The following is a 25,174-nucleotide window of genomic DNA, read 5'->3' on the forward strand; positions in this document are numbered from 1 at the left end:
TATTCGTAACGACACCCTACGGCTAAGGCTATGTTGAGAGCCACAATGAAGGAGCCGAGTTATGATGATAGAATACTTGCCCGAGAGGGGAGTGCAAATGGCGGAGCCCTTCGATTTTTGCGGGTTTAAGCTCGTCTTGAAGGGCCCGTATGCCGCTAAGCCTTCAGACTTGAAAGGGATCACGCTCGTTGACCACGACAATGCGCTGATGCCTATTTAGTGCCTTCCTGCCTGGCTGCCCCAAGGACAACAAAACCTGGGAAGCAGCCTACGCCAAGATGGTCGCAAGCGCGCGCGAGCGCGGCTGGATTGACGCTAAAGTAAATGCAATTCGCGCACACATCGAAAGAAGGTTCTGATCAGAAAGATCCGAGGCAGCTCGCATCCTGAGTTAGTGCCCTGCATGCAAGTGACACTCGTTCCTAATCTGTCTCGATAGCGACTCCTTTGGCAGCTCGGCTTCTTACCCAGAGGCGAACAGCATGATGGCGGCGAGAAGATCAGCCCTGAATGGGAACCCGACACGCATCAGCTGCGCCGCTCACTAAGACGGCGCCTTAAGGCCTTGGCGCTGGCAACGCTAGCCCGGCTCGGCCCCTATGAGGAAATGGCGGTGCTTTTTCAGTTTTCGTATCATCGCTGCTCCCGGAGGCTTAGGAATTTGAGCATATTCACACGACGGCCGCCCAAAAGGACTTGAATCGCACGTGGCGTCAAATTGTACGATCTCAAAGTAGGTGGCGCCGGCTTCCGGCCGCGCCGCGCTCAATCCGAGAAGCGTGTTTTGTTCTGTCCGCACAGATCCCTGGGCGCTGGTATGGCGACAAGATCGCGCAAACGCATAAAGGTCGATTGGGCTGCAGAAGCTCCCAAGGAGCTGTGGCGGCAAATTTCGCTCGCCACGATCGGCGCGACATCGCAAGAGATTGCCCGGTATCTCGGAGCGGCATGTGAAAAGACCTGACGGCTCCAGGAAGATATTGCTAGTCAATCACACTCAAGGCCAATGCCGGGCCATTGTCGGCCTCAAAGGTGGAGATGCGGGAGCCGCCTATATGTGTGGCGAGCCTGTATTGAGAAGATCGCGCAGGAAACTCTCGTCATGGTGCGCTTATCACCATTGTCTGATGCACGCAGCCCCTGTCGATCAAAACTGAAGTACGTGAGCAAGAGCCTACACTTTGAGTCTCCGGATTACATCCACCCTACCTGAGCCTCACGAGATCGTCACAAGCTGAACTCTTTTGCGGATACCTGACGGAAGGCCCCTCATCTAAGACAATAAAGCCGTAATCGACACCTTCCGAGCGACGTAGAGGAGCTCTCATTGGCCGCTTCGGGAGGCAAGTACTGTGCAAGCCAGGGAAAACGGAAGACTGATGGTTGATCTCTGCACGCTGATTGAGCGCAACGCGGCGTTCACTCCCGACAAGCCCGCGATCAATTTCGAGGGCGAGACCTTAAGCTACGCGATCTTCAATCAACGGATCGAGCAGGTCGCGCGCGCCCTAAAAAGCCAGCTCGGTGTCGAGAGAGGCGATCGCGTCGCGATCCTCAGCCTTAACCGGCCTGACCATCTGGTGCTGCTCTATGCCTGCGCGCGGCTCGGCGCAATGCTCGTGCCATTGAACTGGAGGCTTGCGGTCGCCGAGCAGCTCTTCATCCTGTCCGACGCCGCCGCCAAGGTGCTGGTGATCGAACACGCCTTCGAGGCACTCCTGCCGGCGCTGGCGGAGCAACTGCCGGATATCTTTGTCGTCGGCTTGGATTTTGCGCCCCTCGGCGGAAGCAAATGGGATGGCCTTCTAGACCGAGGGCGCGGCGGTGGTCGCAATCCGTACACGGACCTGTCCTGCCCGCTTCTGATCGTCTATACCTCGGGCACGACAGGGCGGCCGAAAGGGGCTGTGCTGCGCCAAGAGGCCTTGCTTTGGAATGGGGTTATGAGTCAGCACATGCATGGCCTCACCTCGGCTGACCATGTCTTGACAGTGTTGCCGCTGTTCCACGTGGGTGGCCTCAATATCCAGACGACGCCAGCGTTGCATCACGGCGCGACGGTTACGATCCACACGCGGTTTACGCCAGAGGCCACGCTCGCTGCGTTCGAACGCGAACGGCCAACTCTGGCCGTGCTGGTGCCTGCCACGATTCAAGGCCTGACCGAGCATCCCAAGTGGTCGACCACCGACCTAAGCTCACTCAGAGCAATTTCCACCGGCTCAACCATGGTGCCGCAGCACCTGATCGAACGCTTTGTCGCCCGCAGCGTACCAGTACTGCAGGTGTATGGCTCCACGGAGACCTGCCCAATTGCTGTCTATACGAGACTCGGCGGTGATCTCTCGCGTGAGGGTACGACTGGCCTGCCCGGCCTTTTCTGCGAAGCGGCAATCATCGATGATGGGGGCAACAAGCTGCCGCCAGGCACCCTGGGCGAGATCGCAGTGCGCGGGCCTAATGTTTTCTGCGAATATTGGGGCAATCAAGAAGCAACGCGCGAGGCGCTGCATCACGGCTGGTATCACACTGGCGACATTGGCCGCCGCGATGTTGATGGGTATTTTTGGGTCCATGATCGCAAGAAGAATCTGATCATTTCCGGCGGGGAAAACCGTTTATCCGGCAGAAGTCGAGCGTGTGCTTATGGAGCATCCCGATGTCGCAGAATGCGCTGTCGTCGGTCGGCCCGATTCGCGCTGGGATGAAGTACCAGTCGCCTATGTGATCAGGCAGTCGGGCGTGCGGATTGAAGCGGAAGCACTAACCGCGCATATGCAGTCGCAGCTCGCCCGTTTCAAAGTGCCGCGCGAAATCATTTTCACGGAAGAATTGCCGCGAACGGGGTTGGGCAAGATCCAGCATTTTATGCTGAAAGAGCTCGATGCGCGATCAAGTCGGTAAGGAGGCACCAAATGAATATCGCGGATTGGGCGCTGGCAATATTTCCCTTGCCGCCTGCACGCGATCTTATGTCTCTAGCTCACTGAAGTCGTTTCGAACAACTGTACTACACGAATACGCTGCCGCACGTTCATCGTAGTGCCGGACTGCGCTTCCGTCCCGATATATGCCAAGTACTACGGAGCTCGTTGATGCCGCGGATCCTAATTATGAACGCCGGTACCGCCCAAATGTCGGGTGCCGATCTGACGGCAATCCAACTTTCGCTTGCCGCCAAGTCAGCCTGGCGCTCCGTATGGTTTGCACAAGCGGGCGACCTAATTGTCTCTCCGGTAGCGATCCCAACTGATCTGCTACACTACGTTGGCGCGACGCTAAGGTTCGACCCATCGACCGTCTTGGTGCTCGTGCCAGAAAACGCGCACGAGACCCGGGTCCTTAGTGATTTCACTCTGCAGTCCAATACAATTGTTGAACAAATCCAACGCCACATTTGTGAGAAAACACATTGGAAACTCTGTGCTTGCTACTCTACTGAAGGCGTTGCGCGCTTAGCGGCGATGCTCGGCATACAGCAGAATGGGAACGACTTCGCTCTGCAGCGAGGACCTGATCTATTGAACCGCAAGAGCCACTTCCGTCAATTGGCAACAAGTGTCACGCTTCCGTTGCCCAGTGGATGCATAGCAACAAGCTCAGAAGAATTGTTCAGAGCGGTCAACTCCCTAAGGCTTGAAACCGGCAGCGTCATTGTAAAATTAGACAATGGAGCCGGCGGGGTTGGAAATATCATATTAACCGGCAAGGAGAGCGCTCCACTACCTGGGGCAAGGGAGACCCGGCGGGTTCTTTGGCCGTCGTTTGATCCTGATGCACTTTGGTCTGAGATGACAACCCGATCGTGTAAAACAGTGGTCGTAGAATCATACCACTTGGCCCGTTCTCTGTTCTACCTTGAGTTTGAAATCGAGGAAAATGGTTCAATTGCATACGTCAACAGTGGAAACATACGTCTGCATCGAAGCGAAGATCGGGCCGAACGAGCTCTCGTCTGGACCGGTCTAGAGCTTCCAAGCGACCTGAGCAATGAGCAGTACTCGACCGCTTACGCGCACGCCTATCGATTTGTGGAGCTTGCGCGGACCTTGGGTTACCGCGGAATGATCAACATAGATGCCATTTTCTCGACCGACGGGCGGCTGCTGTTTAATGAAGCGAACGGTCGGTGGGGCGGGGGCTCGGTACTGCACAGCATTGCTGACCGATTGCTAGGAGCCGACTATTCCCATTCCTACGTGATTTCATCTGTGCGAAACGTCCGACTAAACTCCCTCCAAACGGCACTTGATTGTTTTGTCGATGAAGGATTGCTATTTGATCGCATACACAAGGAAGGCGTTATTCCGCTAGCCGCCGACCAAGAGGCAGGCACGGTGGAGTGTCTCGTGATCGCGCGCGACAGGCTGGTGGGCCGGAATTTCGAGCATCGATTATCGACGATGCTCTGATTTGGATCACTGCCCCATGTTCCACTCTTCAGGATGCCTTCTTCGGTCCATTTGTTCCAACTTGAACAACATCCCTATTCCCAACCATGTGCTGAAGCCAAAACGCGCCCTAAGGAGATGGCGAAGCGCTCTCTTCCAGGTTGACTGGCGCACCACTGTCGATTCTTCCGTTCCAAACCCAAGTTGTTCGGCGCACCAACCTTGTCAGGTTTGCTATGCCACAACCGTGCAAACGGTTTAGTTCTGGACGACGCGCGGAGCACGAGAATGCCGGAGCGATGCAGATCGGCACCCAAATCTGCAGTCATTGCTCCATTCTTTAGCTGATTAAAGTAGTTAGGCAGAACGGCTGGACGTACAATACCTTGTCCGGGATATGAGCCTCGCAGTTTGACCATCATTGCGCCAGTGGTTAGCGTTCCCCTCTCCTCTTCAGGCAGCAGAACTCGCTCTTGTCTGATAACTTACCATCCAGCATCACTGTACAGACGATAGCGACGGGCGAGGAAGACAGCAAAGTATCTTCGAGCGTCGAGCCCGGCATTCGTCTAGTTAGAGAATGCCGGCCTGCATCCATAGATCTCATTCGCACGCCATTATAATCCATTCCATCCATCTAGCTACTTTTCCGGCGCAAAAATCGGCGGCCTTGTGCGGCTGCCAGAATCGCTCGCTGTGGCGAAAACTGCAAGGTCGGACGGATTGGCGTTGACTTGAAGCGGCAGCGTTGATTCATTCTTATGAATGATTCGTGATCGAGCCCTTCAAACGCGTGAGAAGCTTGTCGACAAGCTACCGGTCACCGGCGAACTGCTGCGCGGCTCGCTGCTGGAGCGCACGGTTCGTCATAAGAGCGGCTGCCCGAAATGCGCGCGCGGCGAAGGGCACCAGGTGCATGTCCTGACGGTAAGCTATGCGGGCGGACGCGTGCGTCAGTTCAGCGTGCGGCGCGAGCGCGTTGCCGAGGTGCGCCGTTGGCTGGACAACTACCAGAAGCTGAAAGACGCGATCGAGGCGATCTGCGAGCTCAATCACCACCTGCTGCGCCCTGATGCGGCGGTGCCGCGGGGGAGGAAGAAACGTGATTGAGATGCGCAGAGCGCAACTGAGCTTCGGCGACGGCTTGATCGCCGGGGAAGTGAGCGATCTTCGCGAAGGCTGGATGACCCATGCTGACCGGGTTCTGGCGGATGAACAGATCGTCGGTGCGGTGTACGAGGCGCTGGCGAGACGACATCCCAAGAGTCGTGGTCGTGGTCGGCTGGGCGCGCCGGCCGAGGTGGTGTTGCGATTGTTGATCCTCAAGCACGTTCGCAACTGGAGCTATCACGTACTGGAACGCGAAGTGCGCGCCAACCTGGTTTACCGCGACTTCACCCGGGTGGGCGGCGGCAAGACGCCGGACGCCAAGACGATGGGGCGCTGGGGCCTGGCTGTGGATCCGGAAACAATCAGGCAGATCCACGACCGGATCGTGCAAATCGCGCAGCAACAAGGGGTGACGCAGGGACGCAGAAAGCGCGTGGATACGTGGTGGAGACCAACATCCATTACCCGACCGACAGCACGTTGCTGGGCGACGGGGTAAGGGTGTTGATCCGCATCATGAAGAAGGTCACCAAGATCGTCGGCACGGCCGGAACCAAACTGCGCGACCGAACGCGAAGCGTAAAACTGCGCCTGCTCGATATCTCGCGAACCGCACGTGCCAAAGGACCGCTCAATCACGAGAAGCTCAAGCAAGGCTACCGGCGGCTGTTGAACTCGACGAGCCGTGTGGTGGGGCAAGCGAAGCACTTCTCCCATGAGATCGCCACCGGCGTGAAACGGGCCAGGGGCATCTTGAACCGGCTGGAGCTGCAAGGCTTGCGGCAGGAGCTGGAAACGATGATGTCGCTCGTACGGCAGGTGATGCAGCAGACCCGGGAACGCATCTTCCGCGGCAACACGCGGGCGGAGGACAAGCTCTTCAGCGTGTTCGAGCCCTCGACGGAGATCATTCGCAAGGGCAAGGCCGGCAAGCCCAACGAGTTCGGCAAGGTGGTCAAGCTGCAGGAAGCCGAAAACCAGATCGTGATCGACTACGAAGTCTACGACCGGCGGCCGAGTGATTCGGACCTGTTGATCCCGGCCATCGAAATCCACCAAGCCAAGCTCGGTCGCACGCCACGTCTGGTCGCAGCAGACGCCGGGTTCTATTCCGCCAGGAATGAAGCCGCGGCGAAGGCGAGCGGCGTCAAACGCGTCTGCATCCCCAATCGCTCCATCAAAAGCGTCGCGCGCAAGCGCGAGCAGAAGAAGCGTTGGTTCCGCAACGGCCAGAAATGGCGGACCGGATGCGAGGGGCGCATCAGCGTGGCCAAACGGCGGCACGGGCTCGATCGCTGCCGCTACAAAGGCCGCACTGGAATGAAGCGGTCGGTCGGGCTCGGCGTTGTCGCCGATAACCTCATGAGCATCGGTCGCGTGATGGAAGAGCAGTCACTCCAAAGGTAGTCCACTTCCAGCGCCAATCTTGGCCTCTCATCGCCCCGCGGGGCTTCTCGTTGTCTGCGTGGTTGACCCTGCCCTTCAGAGCCGCGATTTTTGCGCCGGAAAGTAGCTAGCCGACCTCATGCGCGAGCAGCAGGGTTTTCGATTATCCTGCGGTTCGCACCGCCGTATTTTGAACAAAAGTAGACGAGTGACCGACGCTCCCCGGCGTACACCTGCCTTACTTCATGCCGGAACCTACATGTGGTGATCAGTACGGTTCCTAAAGGTGGGCGAAACATTTGGAGTTTACGGTCGGTTGGATATACGACGAACTCACCGCCCTCGAAATCTGTCGCTAGCTGAACAATCACAGAATACTCGAAGTCGGGATCGCTCTCTGCATCCAAATGGATGCCAATGAAGGACCCAGGCGGCATGCGATGCATTTGGCATCGGCGAATGACGTATTCTGATGACGCTCCGAAGATCTTCCTGAGCGCGGAGACCCGCTCTGTCCTTTCAAGTAGTTCGATGATCTGCGCTGAAGCTGTACCATTCACGTTGCTAGGATTACGGCCGGCGTGATCCAGCCGCACTCGTCTTACAAAAACATTGTGAGAATCGCCGGCATCTCCCTTCCGAACCCCTTCTTCGGGAATATCGGACTGCAACTGATCGATCCTCGTCAACTCATCTTTGGTGAACAGCGTCTCGGGGGCAATCAGGACCGTACCTTTATCTGCCAGCTCTGAGCGGTACTTCGCGAGGGCATCTTCTGAAAGCAGACCAAGTTTATCACTCATTGTTCGCGCCTTTCGGATTCACTCAAATTCGACTCTTCTAATCCGCCTGCAACGAGCGGATCGCCAGATCCCAATTCTCGCCGTCGAAATCATCTATTCTTATGCTTTCGATCGTCGTTTTATCTAGGCATCGAACATTTACGCTGAATCCTGAAGGATTCGATCGCGGCCGATAAAATGGCTTTACGCCGCAAACCCGACAAAACGTATGCCGAGCGATGTTCTTATTGAACTGATATGTAGTGAGGAGTTCTTCGCCGCACTCAATCCTGAGCTTGTCGTCAGCAACGAGCATGTGCAAAACTCCGGACATTTGGCAGATTGAGCAATTGCACTTCACTGCAGAAATCTCTGCTGGCGCTCGTACGTAGAACTTGACAGCCCCACAGTGACAGCGGCCACTGTGTTCAACCTCCGGCCGACCATCTCCGTCACGCGAATCAATTCCGACTAGATTGCGGCACCACTCTAAGCTGAGACCATACGCGTGGTCGAATTCATCCAAGAAACGGCTACTGCAGTCGGCAGGGACCAGCTCGCTAATGAGCCTGATTGTCATCTCTCCGTGATATTTCTCCGCCGGATCCTCGCCGCCGACATGGACCTGGAAATACTCAAGATCATCAGTCCGAGCATCAAAGGTTCTGACTAAAGTGGTCCAAAGCGCCTGGATCATTTCCGCAGCATGTAGCTCAAAGGCAACCATGTAGGCGCAGCGCACTATGGGGTCTCTCGACGACAAGCCATGATATAGCGCACGCAGGTACCGGCTCGTTGTGGTACTGTAGTTAGGCTGTATTGCTCGGCCAAGTAGGCGCGACGCATCTGTTCTAAAGAGCTTTGAGTGGAAGTTTTCTGTTTCCAGAATACTGGGTAGCGCAGCGTTGCCGCCTTGGAGAACCCGACTGTGACCTCCCGTTTCATCCCAGCAGATAAAATTTGCGACCACACTGGTCAACTCAACGTCCCTCGGGAGGTCTCGATTGCGACGTATTGCGTCGAATATGAGATCCTTTTGCGATCCCGCCTGCAGGTGCGGGAACGCTTGTGACATCGCTAAGTATTCAGGTAGTAGACTGGCAACCTGATCTTTGGACATCTCCGCAGCGAACGGATGGGGGACAAGCAGAGCCCGGGCTCGCCGAGCCAAGTGCTCGCCAACTGGTATCTCTGAAGGTTGATGCAGTTTAGAGGAAGAAGCTTGGGATAACGTCATTCGAACCCGGGTATGCAGAGAGAGAGAGAGAGAGAGAGAGAGAGAGAGAGAGAGAGAGAGATTTTCTTGGCCTAGACCTAGGACCGCCAACCGATACCAATTCCCCCGGATCGAGAGACGAGTTCATTTTCCTGCAAAGAGGCATCACTTCGTCTTGAAGGCTCTCGATCTGGTCGATCCATCTAGTATCCTCCGGCTTCGGGTAGACCTTGGTGCGATAGTGCTTTGCTCAACTTATTTGTTCACGGATGTGTGGATTTTCTTGCTCCAAATGATTCCGTCGTCTCGCAGGCGTGCTCATTGGTTTCTCGATTGTGAGCTGTAGTTCCTACCGGGGTCGGTTCGCTTGCGCGAGATCAAAGCCAATTCCACGATGATTTCGTAGTGTGGGTTGGAGCGAGTGCCTGGGCCCGCACCTGCGCTATTGTGGTTGCGAGGTCAAGCACACGGGCTTTCGCTTTTTGCGCCTGACCAGCACTCAATACCAAAGGGAAGATATGCGCGCCTTCACTTTCGCCTGCCCGATCACCAACATGACGGTTCAGAAGTGGCTCGATGCTGATGCCGAGGCGACGGAACGAGAATTTCAAGGCCTTGTCTGCCCTGCTTGTTCGCAGTTGCACTTCATAAGTCGCAAGACTGGAAAACTGCTGGGGCAGAAAGAAAAATGACATCGCCTCACAATTCTGAAGCGTTGACTTGTGTCCTTTTCCGGCTCTAGCGGTCACTTCCTTCTCCGCCCAGGAGCCTCGACGGGGCGCTAATGTAGGAGAGAGCGTCAGCCAGCTGTTACAAGCCCGCCGCTCCTGCGTGTAGCGCAGCCCCTGCAAGCGCTGAGCGGCCCACCCGATAGCCTTGTATATCTGAGCCAGCTTCAGGTGCTCTCGTCGGGCATTGCTGTCAGGCGCGATCTGAGCGAGTGATCGGCATTTGTCCAATGCGGCGGTGGTACGACACGCGGGGGCTTGCTTGCACACCGGCCCTTCCCGTGCAAAAAGCCGCGCTTGCCTGCGATCACCCCGGAGCAAGGCAGGGATTTCCATTTCAGCCTCCTGCCAGCGCCAACAGCCGTGCGAGGTAGGTCGGTGGGGTCACCTTCATTTCTCTCTCCATGTTGTCGTTCGGTCCGTGTCCGGTTGGAGACGCCAAGTCGGAAACCTGACAAAGTGGCACTCTCATTCCAGCGCCCCGTCGTCCGGACGCAGGTCCTTTTGCTCACGTCAAGCAAGGCTCGCACCAATTCTCGCGACCGGCACCCCGATTGCTGTGATGACATGCAAGGAAGCCGCAGCTGTTGCGCGGATCGGACATAGTCTGCGCACCGGAGCCTGAGCCATGGCAGTCAAAGTTGGACTAATAATCTCGCTGCTATCTGTAGTTGTGTTCAACAGAAAGTTTGGCCTGGCGAATTCGCAGGCGTCACGACCCCCGATCCTATTGACTCGTTGCAACTCCGCTTTCCCTGTTTTGGCGTAGGAACGACATGTCTCGCCATGAGCTGCAGTGATCAGCAGACGCGTTCGTACCGGATCGGCATCTATTGGCACATGGCCTCGAGACGGCCGCTGGAGCACGGCAGCGTCGGCGGCCAACGACAGCATCATTGGATCGCGTGCCGCGAGCCGCATCACACCAGGTGATGCTCCGATACTGTGCGCTTAGGTAGGTGGCCATAGGGCACATTTATCCTCAAGGAACGATCTGAATTCGGCGCGTGAGCGGACCGTAGTCAGTTGAGGCTGGCCTTGTCGTATTCAGCCGCGTCCGGTTGGAGACGATGATGAGCGGAACCCGACAGTAGAATGCAACTCTTCCTCCAGCGCGCCGCGAAGCACCTGGTTATGCCCTTTTTCAAGCAAGGCTCGCACAATGTCTTTTGCGGCACGCCGATTGCTGGGAGACGGGCAGGATCGATTACGTCCATCGCAGTCTCGGAGGCACCGAGCCCGGAGTTCAGATGAAACTTGCTCGATTGATTCGAATCGATGCCATAGACGCCGCACGCTTGAGTGATCGTCCGCCAATTCAGGCTTCGCCCGTCCGTCGCTGGGTGCCCGCGTGGCGTTTGCCCAGGAGCGGCTTTGGTTCTTGTCGGAGGGCGGCAGAGACGCCGCGACATCAAGATGGGTTTGCGCTGACGGAGCTCGACAAGGTTGCGCTGCAGTCGACCTGGGATGGCCACCCTCGTCGAGTTGATTTGCTCAATACTCTTGGCACGTACAGGAGCAGCTGAAATGCGAGCGCTACATGTTGATCATCGTGCGGACCTTTCTCGCGCGTTGCAACGAGCGCTCCTGGATTGCGCTTTTGGCGTTCACGCCCTGCAAGCGCCCACTTCCTTGTGAACTCCCAAATCCCGAGACCACGCTCATGCGCAAGGTTCGCGCCAATATACCGTATAAGTAAGGAAAAGAGAGGTGTCCTCATGTCCAAAAACAATGCGGGCCAATTCAATGAACTTGCCACTCTATATGAAGACACCGTTCACTGGCCCTTTCGAAAAGAGATCGAAATTCCAAGCGTATTACTGGCTATTGGTGATGTTGAGGGTCTCTCAGTCCTCGACTTCGGGTGCGGCACGGGGATGTATTCCCGCTGGCTAAAGCAACGCGGCGCGGGCCGGGTTGTAGGGTACGATCCGACGAAAGGCATGCTCAACTACGCGCGGCGTCGGGCGGAGAAGGAGTTTCCGGGCATCTCCTTCGTCACTCGTCTCAGCCCCGATTTGATAGGTCAATTCGACCTGGTTCTTGCCGTGCATGTGCTGCAATACGCTAGCAGCGGACCTGAGCTGCAAGATATGTGCGCCAACATGGTCGGTCTGTTACGTCCTGGCTGGCGCTTGCTGACACTGGCGATTCACCCATCTTACGATCCACGTCGGAACTATTACGAACGCTATGGCCTCAGGCTCAGCGCCGATGATCTTCAGAAACCATATGTCGATGGTGGAGGTGTAAGGATACGACTCTGCAAAAACGGAAAGCAGGGCAGCGTCTTCGCATCGTATTGGTCCGCTGCTTCTTTGGAGCGGGCGTTAGGGCAAGCCGGCCTCCGATCGTTGGAACTGGATGCCCCAGAATGCGCCGCTTTCGTCGGCGTAGGAAAGGAATTCACTGATCGTGATGTGCCTGGCGCCCGCGATCGGGCTGCTCGCGGTATTCCTCACCTATCCGCTGGGCCTCGGCGTCTGGCTCGCCTTCACCGACACCACGATCGGCCAGCGCGGTATCTATATCGGCTTGGAGAATTTCCAGTATCTGTGGACCGATCCCCTGTGGTGGGGCGCGGTGTTCTACAGCGTGTTCTACACCGCGATCGCGACTTTCGGGAAATTCGCGCTCGGCTTCTGGCTGGCGCTGCTGCTCAACAACCACTTCCCGCTCAAGAGCCTGCTCCGCGCCATCGTGCTGTTGCCGTGGATCGTGCCGACGGTGCTGTCGGCGCTGGCTTTCTGGTGGATCTACGATCCGCAGTTCTCGATCATTTCCTATCTGCTGGTCGACGTGCTGCATATCCGCTCCACCAACATCGATTTCCTCGGCAATCCCTGGAACGCGCGGTTCTCGCTGATCGCGGCCAACATCTGGCGCGGCATCCCGTTCGTGGCGATCTCACTGCTGGCGGGCCTGCAGACCATTTCGCCCTCGCTCTATGAGGCGGCGATGCTGGACGGCGCCAGCGCCTGGCAGCGCTTCCGCTACATCACCTTCCCGATGATGATGCCGATCCTCGCCATCGTGATGACGTTCTCGATCATCTTCACCTTCACCGACTTCCAGCTCGTCTACGCCATCACGCGCGGCGGGCCGGTCAACTCCACGCATCTGCTCGCGACGCTCGCCTTTCAGCGCGGCATCGCCGGCGGCGAGCTCGGCGAGGGCGCAGCGATCGCGGTGTCGATGATCCCGTTCCTCGTGTTCGCGACATTGTTCAGCTACTTCGGCCTCGCGCGCCGCAAATGGCAGCAGGGAGAAGCCAATGACTGACGCCCAAAACGTTCAAGTATTGGCCCAATCCACCAACGTCGCCAGCGCCACACCCGACACGATGGCGTGGGATTCCCGCGCGCGGCGGGTGATGATGATCTATTTGCCGCTGTCGTGTTTCGTGCTGATCCTGCTGTTCCCGTTCTATTGGATGGCGATCACCTCGTTCAAACCGAACGCGGAGCTATTGAACTACAAGGAGCACAATCCGTTCTGGATCTCCTCGCCGACGCTCGCCCATATCAAGCATCTGCTGTTCAATACCGCCTATCCGACCTGGCTGAAGACCACGATGTTCGTGGCGATCGGTTCAACTTTCCTGTCGCTGTTTGCCTCGACGCTCGCGGCTTACGCGATCGAGCGCCTGCGCTTCCGCGGCAGCCCCTATGTGGGCCTCGGTATCTACCTCGCTTATCTGGTGCCGCCCTCGATCCTGTTCATTCCGCTGGCCACCGTGATCGTGCAGTTCGGCCTGTTCGACTCGCCGATGGCGCTGATCCTGGTGTATCCGACCTTCCTGGTGCCATTCTGCACCTGGCTCCTGATCGGCTATTTCAAGTCGATCCCGTATGAGCTCGAGGAATGCGCGCTGTTCGACGGCGCCACACGGCTGCAGATCCTGCGGCGGATCACGCTGCCGCTTGCGGTGCCCGGCCTGATCTCGGCCGGCATCTTCTCCTTCACGCTGTCATGGAACGAGTTCATCTACGCGCTCGCCTTCATCCAGAGCGGCGCCAACAAGACGGTGCCGGTCGCGATCCTGACCGAGCTCGTCACCGGCGACGTCTACCAGTGGGGCGCGCTGATGGCGGGCTCGCTGCTCGGCTCGCTGCCGGTCGCGCTGTTTTACTCGCTGTTCGTCGATTACTACGTGTCGTCGCTGACGGGCGCGGTGAAGGAATAAGGCTCTAGCGGATATAGAACGCCACCGGCGCGCTGAACGGCATCGAGGATTGCTTCACGTCCGCGGGGAATGCGGGAAACGGCTGGGCGCGGCACACCATCGCCAGCGTCTCGGCATCCAGCGCCGAATGGCCCGACGAGCCGCCGAGGCCGACGGAAAGCACCCCACCGCTTCGGCTGAGCGTGAAGCTGATCCGCGCGGTGCCCTGCTGGCCCGCGGTCTTGGCGGCGGGCGGGTATTGCTTGAAGCGCTGCAGATGGGCGGCGACCATCTGCCGGTAGGAGGCAAGCGCCGCTGCGGACGCGCCGGCGTTGGCGGCGGACGCCGCCGGCGCCTGGCGCTCGGCCTTGGGCGAGGCCGTGGTGCGCGGCGCAGGCGGCGCATCGGTTGGCTTCTTCGCATCCGGGCGAACCACTTTCGGTTTTACTGGCGACGGTTTTTTCTCAGGCTCGGCCTTGACCGGCTCCGGCTTCGGCAGGGTCGGCTCGGTCTTCTGCTCCGGCGGGGCTACGACTTCGGGCGTCTCCTGCGGCGGCGTCGGCGGGATCTGTTCCTGCACGGCTTCCGCAGCCGCGGGCTCCGGCGGCGAGGCATCGGCCTGCTGCATTACGGGGCCCGGCGCGAGATCCATTTGCGTCGGTTGCGGCGCGGAGGAAGCCGGCGCCATGTCGACCATGATCGCCGGCAGCGAGACGCCGGGCACCGGCCGCTGGGTGTACCAGTTCAACGCCAAACTAATCAGAGCCGCGTGCGCGGCAGCAATCGCAAACGCCGATGCTCCCCATCGCCGGACACCCGCTTGGTCGGAAACATCGTGGAGCGCGAACGCGTTCACGGCGCTAGCTCCGGCCGTCGAGGCCGACCAGCGCGATCTTGAGATAGCCGGCGTTGCGCAACAGGTTCATCACCTCCATCAGGTCGCCATAGCTGACGGCCTTGTCGGCGCGCAGATAGATGCGTTCGTTCTTGTCGCCCTTGGTGGCGGCGTCGATAGTGGCGGTCAGCGTATCGCGCGCGATGACATCCTCGCCGACCGCAACCGACAGATCCGGCTTCACGGTGACGAATACCGGCTTGTCCGGCCGCGGCGATGGCTCAACGGCACTGGCTGGAAGATTGACACCGAGATCGACGGTAGCGAGCGGGGCGGCGACCATGAAGATGATCAGGAGCACCAGCATCACGTCGATGAACGGCGTGACGTTGATCTCGTGGGCCTCGACAAGATCGTCGCTGCCGCCGCGCGTCCGTCCGCCGATTGCCTGACCGAGCTTCGCGCCCATCGCTCACACTCCGTCGTTACTCGGCGGCGCGCGCGAGGCGGAACGAGCCGCGGTCGCCTTCGCAGCTGATCAGGAGCAGCACCATCGCCGAGGCGTCGCCGAGCAGCGCGCGATGGGCCGCGATGGTGCGGGTGAGATGGTTGTAGATCACGACCGCCGGGATCGCCGCGACGAGACCGAGCGCCGTCGCGAGCAACGCCTCGGCGATACCGGGCGCGACGACCGCGAGATTGGTGGTGTGGGCCTCGGAAATGCCGATGAACGAATTCATGATGCCCCAGACCGTTCCGAACAGGCCGACGAACGGCGCGGTGGCGCCGATGGTCGCGAGCACGCCGGTGCCGCGCGCGATCTGCCGCGACATCGCCGCTTCGACCCGCTCCAGCCGCAGCGCCGCCCGCTCCTTGAGGCCGTCGTCAAAATGGCCGCCGGAGAGAGAGGCCTCGCGCGCGGCGGACTGGATGATCTGCGCCACTGCATCATTGCCGCCGCGGCTTTCCTGCTCGGCCTTGGCCAGCACGGTGTCGGTTTCCAGCATGCTCAGCCGCCGCCTGGCAGTCGCCGTCTTGCGGCGGACTTCAACGGTCTTGGCAAGCCAGATCGTCCACGTCACCAGCGAGGCGAAGGCTAAGCCCACCATGACCGCCTGCACCACGATGTCGGCATTCACGAACATGTTCCAGGGCGACAGGTTGCGCGGCAGCAGCGCAACGTCGGTAGCGGCCAGCGCCGTACCCGGCAAGGCGGCCATGGCGGCCGCGCCACTGCAACGGATCATAACGTCCAGCATTTTTCGCTGCATGATCGTCTCCCGGGCTGACATACGGATCGGCTACGCCGCGCAGGCGGGCGCGATCCTTTCGGCCAACGTGTGAAAGCGTTGCAACTGGTCGGCCCGCAGCGCGCGCGTCTCATCACGGCCGACGAACACCTTGAACATGATGCCGCCGTCGACATTGATGAAGGCGATGAAGGCCGACGATTTGCCCATGAAGGGCCGCTCGATAAAGGCAATCGCCGCGCAGCGCTCGTGCCGAAGATGGCCGTGCAGCCCCTTCGGGGGCTGCATCAGGTTGAAATAGCCGCGGCCGACCTCGCCCGCCGGCACGCCGCCGGTGAATTCGAAGATCGCATCGTCGGTATGCACGATCAGCGTCACCTCGCCCCATTGCGCGACATCGTTCATCGCTGCAGCGAATTCAGCGCCGGGACCGAAACGCACCATCGTGTCGGGCAGCGCCTCAAGCACGGCGCGCGGCGTGACCTTGCGCTCCCGCGCCACGTCCTCGATCACCGCGCCCGGATTATCCGCCATATGCGCCTTGAGTTCGGCAAGCTGCGCGCTCAACATCGCACCCTCCCCGTCACGCGGCGGCGCTGGATTTGCGCTCGCTCAGGATCACGTCGAATCCTTCAAATTTGGGATGGCCGAGATAGAGGCTTTCGCCGGTCTTGTTGTCGGCGCGGGCGTGCGCCCGGCGGAACTCGTCTGATTTGGTCCAGGCTTCGAAGGCGGCCTTGTCGACCCAGGCCGTATGCGAGGAATACAGCGTGTGGTCCTCGGCGACGGGGCCCTTGAGCAGGTGAAACTCGACGAAGCCGGCCATGCTGCTGAGATAGGATTCGCGCGTGCGCCAGACCGTCTCGAAGGCCGCTTCAGAGTCAATCTTCACCTGGAACCGGTTCATTGCGATAAACATTTCAAAATCTCCTTGCTGGGGTGCTGGGGTGTGCCTGGCGTACCGTTTGAGTGGGTTGGAAACATGGATGCACCGAAGCCGCGCTGGAGCATCAGCGCGGCCCGGTACGGTTAGAGGCGATGGTCTGGCGCTGCGTGCCGCCTCGCCCTCCGGACCGATCACGACCGGCGCGAGATCAGCCTTCCGCTTCTCGGCGAGCTTGCGGCCCGCGCCCATCAGCTTCCAGGAGATTGGATGCACCTGCCCGCGCTCCTGTTCGATGACTACCCAGACATGCTTGTCAGCGAATGCCCAGGCAGCGCCTTCTTGGCGGCGCGCCGTTGCGCAGGCAACGCGGGAGCTCTTATCACATCGCTCATCGCCAAGACCCTTCAGATCAGGCATCGCGGGCTAGCGCCGCAAGGTCGGTTTCAAGCTTGGGCTGGTGGTTGAAGATGGCGTCGATCAATGCTTGCGCCGGCTGCTCGGCGGCCTCTACCAGCACCGCCTTCTCAGCGCGCGCGGACGGCGCGAAGACACGCTTGACGACGGTCGGCGAGCCCTTGAGACCGCATTTGGAGATGTCCTCGACACCGGCCTCCTGCGCACTCCATTTCACGATCGGCGCCCGGGCGGCACGCAATGCATCGGCCATGGCGCCGCGGCGAATCTGATTGGTTGCCTCCAGCATGGTGATGAGACACGGCAGCCTGGTGCGAAGGACCTGGACGCCACCTTCGGAGCGCCGTTCCGTTTCAATTGTGCGTGCGGTGAGATCCAGGGCCCTGATCTTTGCGACGTAGGTAAGCTGCAGCACACCGAGCCGCTTCGCGACGCCGGGCCCAACCTGCGCGGTGTCGCCGTCGATGGTCTGCTTACCGGTGAAGATGAGGTCCGGCGGGCCATATTCCTTGCCGATTTTGCGGATGGCGGTCGCCAGCGCGTAAGTCGTTGCCAACGTATCGGCGCCCGCAAAGCAGCGGTCGGTGAGCAGTACGGCGCGATCGGCGCCAAAGGTCAGCGCTCTGCGTAATGAGTCCTCGGCTGATGACGGCCCCATTGTAAGGACGGTGATCTCGCCGCCGAACTTATCGCGCAGCTCCAACGCGGCCTCGAGCGCGAAGAGGTCGTATGGATTAATGATGGTCGGCACGCCCTGACGCATGATCGTGTTGGTCACGGGGTGCACGCGGATCTGCGCGGAGTCGGGAACCTGCTTGATGCAGACGACGTTGTGCATGTGCTTCTCCAGACGTTGCAACGGCTGGCGAAGAGAACAGCAAGTGTCGTACCATTGCGCGAATTTCAAAATCAGGCAGCAATACAATGGCCTTTGGGAAGCGTCATGTCACTGTAGCCTGACGTTCGCCGGCGGAATTGCGACATTCGTCCTGACTACGACAGCTCGGTTCGCGCGGCGTGATTTGTCGTTGATCTGGATCAAGGAGAGCGGCTCAAAACGGGATGCGCTTTGCTCGAGTCGATCCATACGGGATCCCGAGTCTCCGCAGCGGCCGCTGCGCTCACGAGAGAGCGTAAGCCCTGAGCCGACTTGCACTGTACGATGCTTCGCATCGCTAGGAGCAAGACCAGCGCCGCAATAAGCTTGCGGCGCCTGCGACCGCTTGGCACACGGCGGTCCCTTCGCGCGCAGGCCCGCATCGCGCAGCGGTCGCTGCATATGACGCCGGGCAAATTGAACGAGGTCGAACACCCGATGGTCTCGCTGACTATATCCGGCGTGAGCTAATGGTCGATGGCGACACGGCCAACGAATTCGCGATGACAGCGCCGCGTCCGCACGACCGTTGCGGGCATGGGACCGCCGGTGGTCGCGCGGGCTGATCTCGAGGATGACAAAATCGGGCCGACGCGGGGGTCGCATCCGATCGTGATCGGGTCCAAGTCCGCGCCAAACCAACCAAGCCTCTATGTCTGTTTCCAGCTATTCGCCCCAACAGCGATGGTCACGGCCCCGACATATCCCGACACTCCTTTCAGAAGCGCTTGATCTCGATGCCATATTTCCTCAGGGCGTAGCCAATCTGGCGCGGCGTAAGTCCAAGCAGGCGCGCCGCCTTCGCCTGCACCCAGCCGGATCTTTCCATGGCCGCGATGACACGCTCGTGATCTGTCATCTTCGCACCACCTACGAGGGCTGCGCCGACTGGCGCTAGCGGAGCCAGCTCGCTGCCGAAAGGCGGGACCGATGTAGCCTCGGCCGGCGATGTGGCCGGCTTGGCGGGCACTGGTACGATCGGCCCCTGCTGCAGGGGCGTCTCGTCCGATCCGCTCTTCCACAGCATCGCGGAAAGGCACTGGCCGTGGCAGCAGGCAAAGTCGTCTCTCACGATCGATGGTCCCGGTGCCAGAGTTGCGGTCCGCTGCACGCAATTCTCAAGCTCGCGGACATTTCCGGGAAAACCGCAGTTCATCAGTACTTCAATCGCACTCGTATCGAAGGTGAGCGTACGGCCGTTCTCGCTGTTGAAATTACTGAGAAACTTGGTGGCGAGGAGCGGGATATCACCGCGCCTTTCGCGCAACGGCGGCAGCAGCAAGGGAACCACGTTGATGCGATAATAGAGGTCGGCGCGGAACTCGTTCCTTGCCACCGCCTCTTCCAGGTTCTTATTCGTCGCGGCAATCACGCGAACATCGACCTTAATGGTCTGGTTGCCGCCGACGCGCTCGAATTCCTGCTCCTGCAGCACGCGCAGTAGCTTTGCCTGGAACGAGGCCGAGATCTCGCCGATCTCGTCCAGAAATAGCGTCCCCTTGTCGGCGAGCTCGAAGCGACCCTTGCGCGTACTGAACGCGCCGGTAAAGGCACCCTTCTCATGACCGAACAATTCGGATTCCAGTACCGTCTCAGTCAGCGCCGCGCAATTGAGTTTTATGAAGGGCCGCTTGGCGCGCGCCGACCGCTCGTGAATGGCCTTGGCGACCAGCTCCTTTCCGGTACCGGACTCGCCGCGCAACAGCATCGTGCTGTTTGATTTGGCTACGACCGCGATCTTCTCAAGCAGCTTGCGCAGCGCCGGGCTGTCGCCAATAATCCCCTCGACATGAACCTTCTTGCGCTCCCGCGCAGGCTGCTTGAGCTCGGACAATTCCTTTTGCAGCCGGTCCTTCTCCGCCATCAATCGCTCGCGGTCACACGCGAACAGGCGATGCAGCTTCACTGTCTGCCCCACTAGGTTGGCAATCATTGTGAGCAGCCGCACGTCATAATCGAGCTGGGCGCTCGACGCGTTGTCCAGGATGCGGTCGATCGTCAGCGTGCCCACGACATTCGCATCGATGCGAATGGGAACACCGATGAACGACACTCGCATGTCGTCGGAGGCCCCGAGCACCTCCTTGTCCGCAGCACTAAAGGCCGGATGCACTGCTACGTTTTCGGCGACGAGCGGCTTGTCCGACGCCACGATCTCGTCGATTGCCTTCTGCGGCAGGCGCATCCGGTAGCGCTCGTCGCTGCCTTCGCTCCAGCCGGCGCCCACGGTAATGTCCGGCACGCCATCATCGTGGAACAGAGAGACGATGCCGTGCCGCATCTGCACAAACGATTGCAGAAGATCGACGACGTTGGCCAGCGTGACTTCCAGCCGGCAGGGGGCGGTGAGTACTTTCGATATTTCGAAGATCCCGATAATCGCACTCTCGTACAACGGCACATCACAGACCGCGTCGTCCGTCTCGGAGTTTGAGTTAGGCCTTTCGCGTACGGAAGGGATATGCAGCATGACGACGTCTCCGTTGTTATGACCATCCTCCCTGTCCTCCTGTTCGGATTTGCGAATATTGTGTTGCATGTCATCCTCGATCTCGCCGCCATTTTAGGATGACGCAAAAGATAACTTCTTATTATGGCTCGATGGTACAACTTACAGCGCGTTGAGCGCGGCATGACGGTAAACTTACAGTGCTTTGACTAGCTTACTATTCTCTGCTCTTCCGCACTTGTCGCTTCCATTCCGTGGGAACACGAATTCCATTGATGTAGATCAAATCAGCTGCGATTTGTTTGTTGCCGGTGCAGTCTATCACAGGTGTTGGCCACCATTGATCGGCACCTCGGTGCCTGTGACATAACTTGCCGCATCCGAGCAAAGGAAGAAGATGACCTTCGCGACTTCTTCGGGTGTGCCAACTCGGCGCAGCGGAATATTTGGTACAAGGCGCGCTTCCGTGTTCGGCGACAAAATGTCTGTCTTGATCTCGCCGGGGGCGATCGCATTCACGCGAATGCCATGCGGTGCATAGTCGTGCGCCATCTCGCGCGTGAGACATGCGAGCGCAGCTTTTGATGTCGCATAGGCAGAGCTGGCAAACGGGTGCACCCGCGAGCCTGCGATTGAGGTCACGTTGACAATTGATCCGGTCGCTGCTTTCAGCTCGTCAAACAGGCCTTGCGCGAGCAGGATCGGCGCCACCAGATTGAGGTGGAATACCCTCATCCAGGTCTCGACTGACGTCGTCAACGCCGTCAGTCGTGCGCCATTCGGCATCTTCGGTGAAATGCCGGCATTGTTGATCAATGCGTGCAATGGCGCGCCCGCGAGGCGCTCCTTGACCTCGGCGATGGCGCGCCAGCATCCGATGATTGCTGAGGTCGACCTGGACATGGTTGTCGGCCCCTGACTCCCACGGGCAGCGCCCGCCATCGAACGGTCGGCGCGCGCAAGAAATGATGCGCCAGCCCGCTTCCGAAAACAGCTTTCCGGTGGCGTGACCAATGCCGCGCGACGCGCCGGTTAGCACCAACGTCTTCTGTTCTCCCTGCTGGATGCGGCCTCCATCGGTGTGAAACGGACAGCCCACGTCGGTCGCGGACGGTGGACCGGCGACCGCTTCGTCATTTCTCAGATCGAGACTCAAACGCGCCTCCCATTCCCTTGCCCTCGACCGTGAACGCGGTGCAGGATTTGGGCCAGTGCGATGCAGAGGAACGCTCGCACGTTTTTGCGGCCCAATGTCGCGTTCGCAACAGCTTGTCGGGTTCCACACATCATGCGCGTTTGCTTTCGGACAGTAGCAAACGCTGGTGCACAAGCCGCTTTTCGAGTCTCGCATAACGTGCGCGCCACCCCCATTTGGCTCCGCTCTTGCTCCATGGCCCTAATGCGCGCTGGTTTATCGAAAAATATTTTCAATGCGGTCGGGCAAGGTCCGTCAGCTAAATTGCTGCGCATATCAGAACCGCCGGCGAATTCGCTTAGTTCGCTCTCACACCCTTCGATGCGCTGGAATGAGGTATTGCTGTTGAGCAATCCGCCCCTCCTCTACCGGCCACGTCATTCCAATTCATCATTTCGTGATCGAACTGGGTCTCACGACAGGTGGTAGCAAGCTCTCCCCTGCAGGCGTTTCTCGGCGGCCTATCGCCATCGCAGTCTTCTTGAGCGTGGCGATGGCTCACGGTCGGCTAGCTCGGCTTGCTGCTGCGGCGGCGGAGCTGCCAGGCAGGCACAGTTTCTCATCTCGATCGCGCAATCGACCGCGGCGACGGCCGAAACAGCGATTGACAGCCTTCGCATGAACGGCCGCTTCACAGCTCGAGGCCGCGATCCGCGAGCACCTTGTGCATTACCGCGCTCTTGATCTCGCGGGCGATCTCGTTGCGGATCTCGGCTCCGAGCACCCGCTCGGCATCGGCATCGTCTGTCAAGCCATTCTCGGCGAGCCGTCTATTCAGGCGGCTGTCGAACTCCTCTCCCATCGCATCGATGAGCCGCTCCTGCATCACTGCATGGTCACCGGGGGCGATGCGTCTCACCACGCTCTCCCAAGGTTGCCAGCGCCTTGCCAGATAGTCCCCGAATCCCGTCGCCTCCTGGTCCCGCACCGATGTCGCGGCCATGGCAACGTCGTCTTCTGTCACGTGAGAGATGTTCAAGAAGCGCATGTCTGGGGCGACGTGCCGCAGCTCCAGGGGGTCGCGCAGCTGGGTCTGGTAGGCAAGATAGACCTCGATGTCGTCGATGTCGGCGTCCGGGTCGGCACGGCGGAGCGAGTTGACCGTCTCGCGCGCGATCCCGTCCAGCGCCTCCAAGCGGAACATCACACGGCCGTGTTGGAGCAATTCGTCGAGCCGCCCGTCATAGGCTCCGTCCTCGACATCAGCGTTCAGGCGTGCGGTCTGCATGCCGTTCCAGGCCAAAGTGATGCGATCCTCGCAGCTGTCGCTCGCTCCTAAAGCCTGCTCGAAATAGTGCTCGCGCAATCGCGGCCTGGCCGCCGCTTGCCGCAGATCCTCGGCCACCGCCTGCCGGAACGCCTCGTTGCCATAGTTCACCGTGCCACGGAGCCTGTCGAGGAAGCGTGCGTAGTCCTGGGCACCTGGCTCTTCGGCGAAGCGCTGCCAGGCGGCCACCGTGCCAGTATCGCCCTCGAGCCAGTGCGCGACAACCTCGTGCAGAGGCCGCGGCTCGACTTCCACCGCTTCCTCGGCCATAGACAAAAAGATCTGCGGGCCGGCATAGTCCCCGGCATGCATGGCTGTCGCCAGGTTGGTCAGTACCCCCTCGGGCAGCGGATTATTATCCAGATCAACGCTGGACTCACGGCCCAGCTGCGTCAGCAGGGTCTCTGGCACGCTGGTCAGCTGGTTGTTGCTGGCGCCGAGCCATAGGAGCTCGGCGGGGACCATCTCGGGCAGGCTCGTCAGCTGGTTGTGGGTAACGCTGAGCCATTCGAGCTCGGCCGGGAGGGGCTCGGGCAGATTGGTCAGCTGATTGTAGTCGACGTTCAGGCGCTGGAGCCCGGCTGGAAGGTCGGGCAGACTGGTCAGCTGATTGTTGTCGACGTTCAGGCGCCGGAGCCCGGGCGGCAGGTCTGCGGGCAGGCTGGTCAGCCCGTTGCTGCTGGCGTAGAGCCGCCGGAGCCCGGCTGGAAGGTCGGGCAAGCTGGTCAGCCGATTGTTGCTGGCGTACAGCCGCTGGAGATCGGCTGGAAGGTCGGGCAGGCTGGTCAGCTGATTGTTGTCGACGTTCAGGCGCCGGAGCTCGGGCGGGAGGGGAGCGGACAAGGCGGTCAGGGACAGGGACGACAGATCCAGCGGCTCATCGACATCGCCTGCATCCCGCCAAGCCCTCGTTCGACTTACTGCCTCTTGCCGATCCTCGTCTTCGCCCTGCCCCTCTTCGGCAGCCCGGCCCACCAGGACCTGGTCCTGCGACGAGGCGGGGTCGGCGGCGGACGCCTCCGCCTCCCACAAGGCTTCGACCCACTGCGCCGCGGCCGGGGACCCTGGTTCGGAGGTTTCGGATTCGGAAGTCTCGGAAGGAGTGCCAGCGCCAAGCTGGGCCCGTTCTGCATTCATCGATGCCATCTCTTCGGTAGCCAAGTGAAGGAAATGCGCGGGAGCGGTGCTTCTCGAAGTCGGTAGCTCTCACCATGGATGGTGATCACCGACCGACGAAGCAGGCGATCACGGAGCGCGGTTAACACGCTGCGCCATTCGCCCACAGGGCAGTTGCAGCAAGACTAGTACGTCCGGACGGAATCTACGGTTAACGAAAGGGTTTAGGGTCGTTTCGTTAAAGCAATACATCCCCTTCTCCTCTGCAGCAGATCAAGCGGACCTCTCAGTCCAGATAGACAGTATCTCAATGCTATAAGACTTAGCTGTCCATAAACTGACGAGTCTCGGAAGACTCATAATGCGTCGATGGAAGCCCATCGACGTCTCTCGAAGCTGCAGCGTCAGTGGGGTCCACTGAAGAAAAACTGGCGACGGTCTGGCGTTCGGGACGCCTTTCGCGTAAAATCCTCGCACGCTCGTCGTCTTGGCTACAGCCTGCTCCGCAGACAGCTCGTCTTCAGTGGCGCCAATTTCCAGCTCTTCGAAGATCAGCGCGCCAACTGGGTCGATCAGCCGCGATGATCGCTCCGATCGATGGCCGTAGATCTGGCGCTGGAGCTTGGCGATCCTAAGCTTCTGCTGGGCGATCAGAGCTTCGTCTTCCGAGGCTTTTGCACGGGCAAACGCGAGCGGCGCCCAATACCTTCACCAGCATTCGAATATGACCTCAAAGCTAGACTTAAAGTTCACATCCTCAGAAAGACGACCGAACTTCACAAAGCGGCCGCCACCGAAGGGATACATCGAGCGCGACGAGCAGATCTAGAAGATCGAGGCCCTGAACGCATGATCCGGACTTATCCAGCGTTGATGCATTCCATAAACAATCGATTTTACCAAGTGGAAGAAACGGATAGCAAGAAGTCAACTGGAGGAATTGAATTCAGGCATCCAAAAGGGAATGTCAGATATTTTGTGTAAGAGGCCTCTGTGAAGGGTAAATTTCAGTCGTTTCTTGCATCAGCCGGACATTGTCATCGATCCCATGGTGGCTAACAGTGGTCGGGCAGCAAGCTCTGTCAAGGCCGCAGCCGCCGCAGGCGG

General features: G+C 59.5%; 16 protein-coding genes and 5 pseudogenes. 8 read left to right on the plus strand and 13 right to left on the minus strand.

Annotated elements, in window-relative coordinates; translation table 11 throughout:
- Positions 1-1,379 precede the first annotated feature (1,379 nt).
- The 4 genes and pseudogenes from C7G61_RS32225 to C7G61_RS32240 all read left to right on the plus strand — a co-directional run bounded on the left by C7G61_RS32225 (position 1,380) and on the right by C7G61_RS32240 (position 6,908).
- Positions 1,380-2,904 (plus strand): annotated as a pseudogene (locus tag C7G61_RS32225) (class I adenylate-forming enzyme family protein).
- A gap of 209 nt (positions 2,905-3,113) precedes the next feature.
- Positions 3,114-4,412, plus strand: a complete 1,299-nt coding sequence (locus C7G61_RS44990; protein WP_244608559.1) for a preATP grasp domain-containing protein — start codon at positions 3,114-3,116, stop codon at positions 4,410-4,412.
- Positions 4,413-5,156: 744 nt separating this feature from the next.
- Complete coding sequence (locus C7G61_RS32235; protein WP_108521548.1) at positions 5,157-5,501, plus strand: DUF6788 family protein; 345 nt, start codon at positions 5,157-5,159, stop codon at positions 5,499-5,501.
- 1 nt (position 5,502) lies between these two features.
- Positions 5,503-6,908 (plus strand): annotated as a pseudogene (locus C7G61_RS32240) (ISNCY family transposase).
- Between the two features lie 116 nt (positions 6,909-7,024).
- Here C7G61_RS32240 and C7G61_RS32245 read toward each other — a convergent pair.
- From C7G61_RS32245 to C7G61_RS44995, 3 genes are all read right to left on the minus strand, one after another.
- Positions 7,025-7,690, minus strand: a complete 666-nt coding sequence (locus C7G61_RS32245) for a 2OG-Fe(II) oxygenase family protein (RefSeq protein WP_108521550.1) — start codon at positions 7,688-7,690, stop codon at positions 7,025-7,027.
- A gap of 37 nt (positions 7,691-7,727) precedes the next feature.
- The gene (locus C7G61_RS46245; RefSeq protein ID WP_244608560.1) at positions 7,728-8,411 is read right to left on the minus strand and encodes a GFA family protein; all 684 of its coding nucleotides are present in this window, start codon (positions 8,409-8,411) and stop codon (positions 7,728-7,730) included.
- An 851-nt stretch (positions 8,412-9,262) separates the two neighbouring features.
- A complete protein-coding gene (locus C7G61_RS44995; protein WP_190242058.1) occupies positions 9,263-9,949 on the minus strand; it encodes a hypothetical protein in 687 nt (228 codons plus the stop codon).
- A 1,382-nt stretch (positions 9,950-11,331) separates the two neighbouring features.
- Here C7G61_RS44995 and C7G61_RS47555 point away from each other — a divergent pair.
- The 3 genes and pseudogenes from C7G61_RS47555 to C7G61_RS32270 all read left to right on the plus strand — a co-directional run.
- Positions 11,332-11,958 (plus strand): annotated as a pseudogene (locus C7G61_RS47555) (class I SAM-dependent methyltransferase); the annotation flags it as partial.
- Positions 11,959-12,031: 73 nt separating this feature from the next.
- Positions 12,032-12,895 carry a carbohydrate ABC transporter permease gene (locus tag C7G61_RS32265; protein WP_108521554.1) on the plus strand — a complete coding sequence of 288 codons (864 nt, stop codon included), beginning with the start codon at positions 12,032-12,034 and terminating at the stop codon, positions 12,893-12,895.
- Positions 12,896-12,956: 61 nt separating this feature from the next.
- A complete protein-coding gene (locus tag C7G61_RS32270) occupies positions 12,957-13,799 on the plus strand; it encodes a carbohydrate ABC transporter permease (RefSeq protein WP_420836808.1) in 843 nt (280 codons plus the stop codon).
- A gap of 4 nt (positions 13,800-13,803) precedes the next feature.
- Here C7G61_RS32270 and C7G61_RS32275 read toward each other — a convergent pair whose 3' ends face one another.
- The 10 genes and pseudogenes from C7G61_RS32275 to C7G61_RS32325 all read right to left on the minus strand — a co-directional run.
- Positions 13,804-14,634 carry an energy transducer TonB family protein gene (locus tag C7G61_RS32275; RefSeq protein ID WP_108521558.1) on the minus strand — a complete coding sequence of 277 codons (831 nt, stop codon included), beginning with the start codon at positions 14,632-14,634 and terminating at the stop codon, positions 13,804-13,806.
- A gap of 4 nt (positions 14,635-14,638) precedes the next feature.
- Complete coding sequence (exbD, locus tag C7G61_RS32280; protein ID WP_108521560.1) at positions 14,639-15,082, minus strand: TonB system transport protein ExbD; 444 nt, start codon at positions 15,080-15,082, stop codon at positions 14,639-14,641.
- Between the two features lie 16 nt (positions 15,083-15,098).
- A complete protein-coding gene (gene exbB / locus C7G61_RS32285; protein WP_190242067.1) occupies positions 15,099-15,860 on the minus strand; it encodes a tonB-system energizer ExbB in 762 nt (253 codons plus the stop codon).
- 54 nt (positions 15,861-15,914) lie between these two features.
- On the minus strand, positions 15,915-16,433 hold the full coding sequence (hutX, locus tag C7G61_RS32290; protein WP_108521562.1) for a heme utilization cystosolic carrier protein HutX: 519 nt from the start codon (positions 16,431-16,433) through the stop codon (positions 15,915-15,917).
- Positions 16,434-16,446: 13 nt separating this feature from the next.
- The gene (gene hmuQ, locus C7G61_RS45000; RefSeq protein WP_190242059.1) at positions 16,447-16,782 is read right to left on the minus strand and encodes a heme-degrading protein HmuQ; all 336 of its coding nucleotides are present in this window, start codon (positions 16,780-16,782) and stop codon (positions 16,447-16,449) included.
- A 376-nt stretch (positions 16,783-17,158) separates the two neighbouring features.
- Positions 17,159-18,001 (minus strand): electron transfer flavoprotein subunit beta/FixA family protein, encoded by an 843-nt coding sequence (locus C7G61_RS32300; protein ID WP_108521566.1) that lies wholly within the window; start codon positions 17,999-18,001, stop codon positions 17,159-17,161.
- 757 nt (positions 18,002-18,758) lie between these two features.
- Positions 18,759-20,579 carry a nif-specific transcriptional activator NifA gene (nifA, locus tag C7G61_RS32310; protein ID WP_108521570.1) on the minus strand — a complete coding sequence of 607 codons (1,821 nt, stop codon included), beginning with the start codon at positions 20,577-20,579 and terminating at the stop codon, positions 18,759-18,761.
- A 231-nt stretch (positions 20,580-20,810) separates the two neighbouring features.
- A pseudogene (locus C7G61_RS32315) lies at positions 20,811-21,645 on the minus strand (SDR family NAD(P)-dependent oxidoreductase).
- Between the two features lie 670 nt (positions 21,646-22,315).
- On the minus strand, positions 22,316-24,088 hold the full coding sequence (locus C7G61_RS32320) for an NEL-type E3 ubiquitin ligase domain-containing protein (protein WP_108521657.1): 1,773 nt from the start codon (positions 24,086-24,088) through the stop codon (positions 22,316-22,318).
- 415 nt (positions 24,089-24,503) lie between these two features.
- Positions 24,504-24,766 (minus strand): annotated as a pseudogene (locus tag C7G61_RS32325) (IS66 family transposase); the annotation flags it as partial.
- On the opposite strand from C7G61_RS32325, the gene C7G61_RS44120 reads away from it, so the two are divergent.
- Positions 24,665-25,051, plus strand: a complete 387-nt coding sequence (locus C7G61_RS44120) for a hypothetical protein (protein ID WP_145963720.1) — start codon at positions 24,665-24,667, stop codon at positions 25,049-25,051. The pseudogene C7G61_RS32325 and the gene C7G61_RS44120 sit on opposite strands and share 102 nt — an antisense overlap.
- Positions 25,052-25,174: the final 123 nt, after the last annotated feature.

This window comes from Bradyrhizobium algeriense (assembly GCF_003062295.1).
Lineage (GTDB): Bacteria > Pseudomonadota > Alphaproteobacteria > Rhizobiales > Xanthobacteraceae > Bradyrhizobium > Bradyrhizobium algeriense.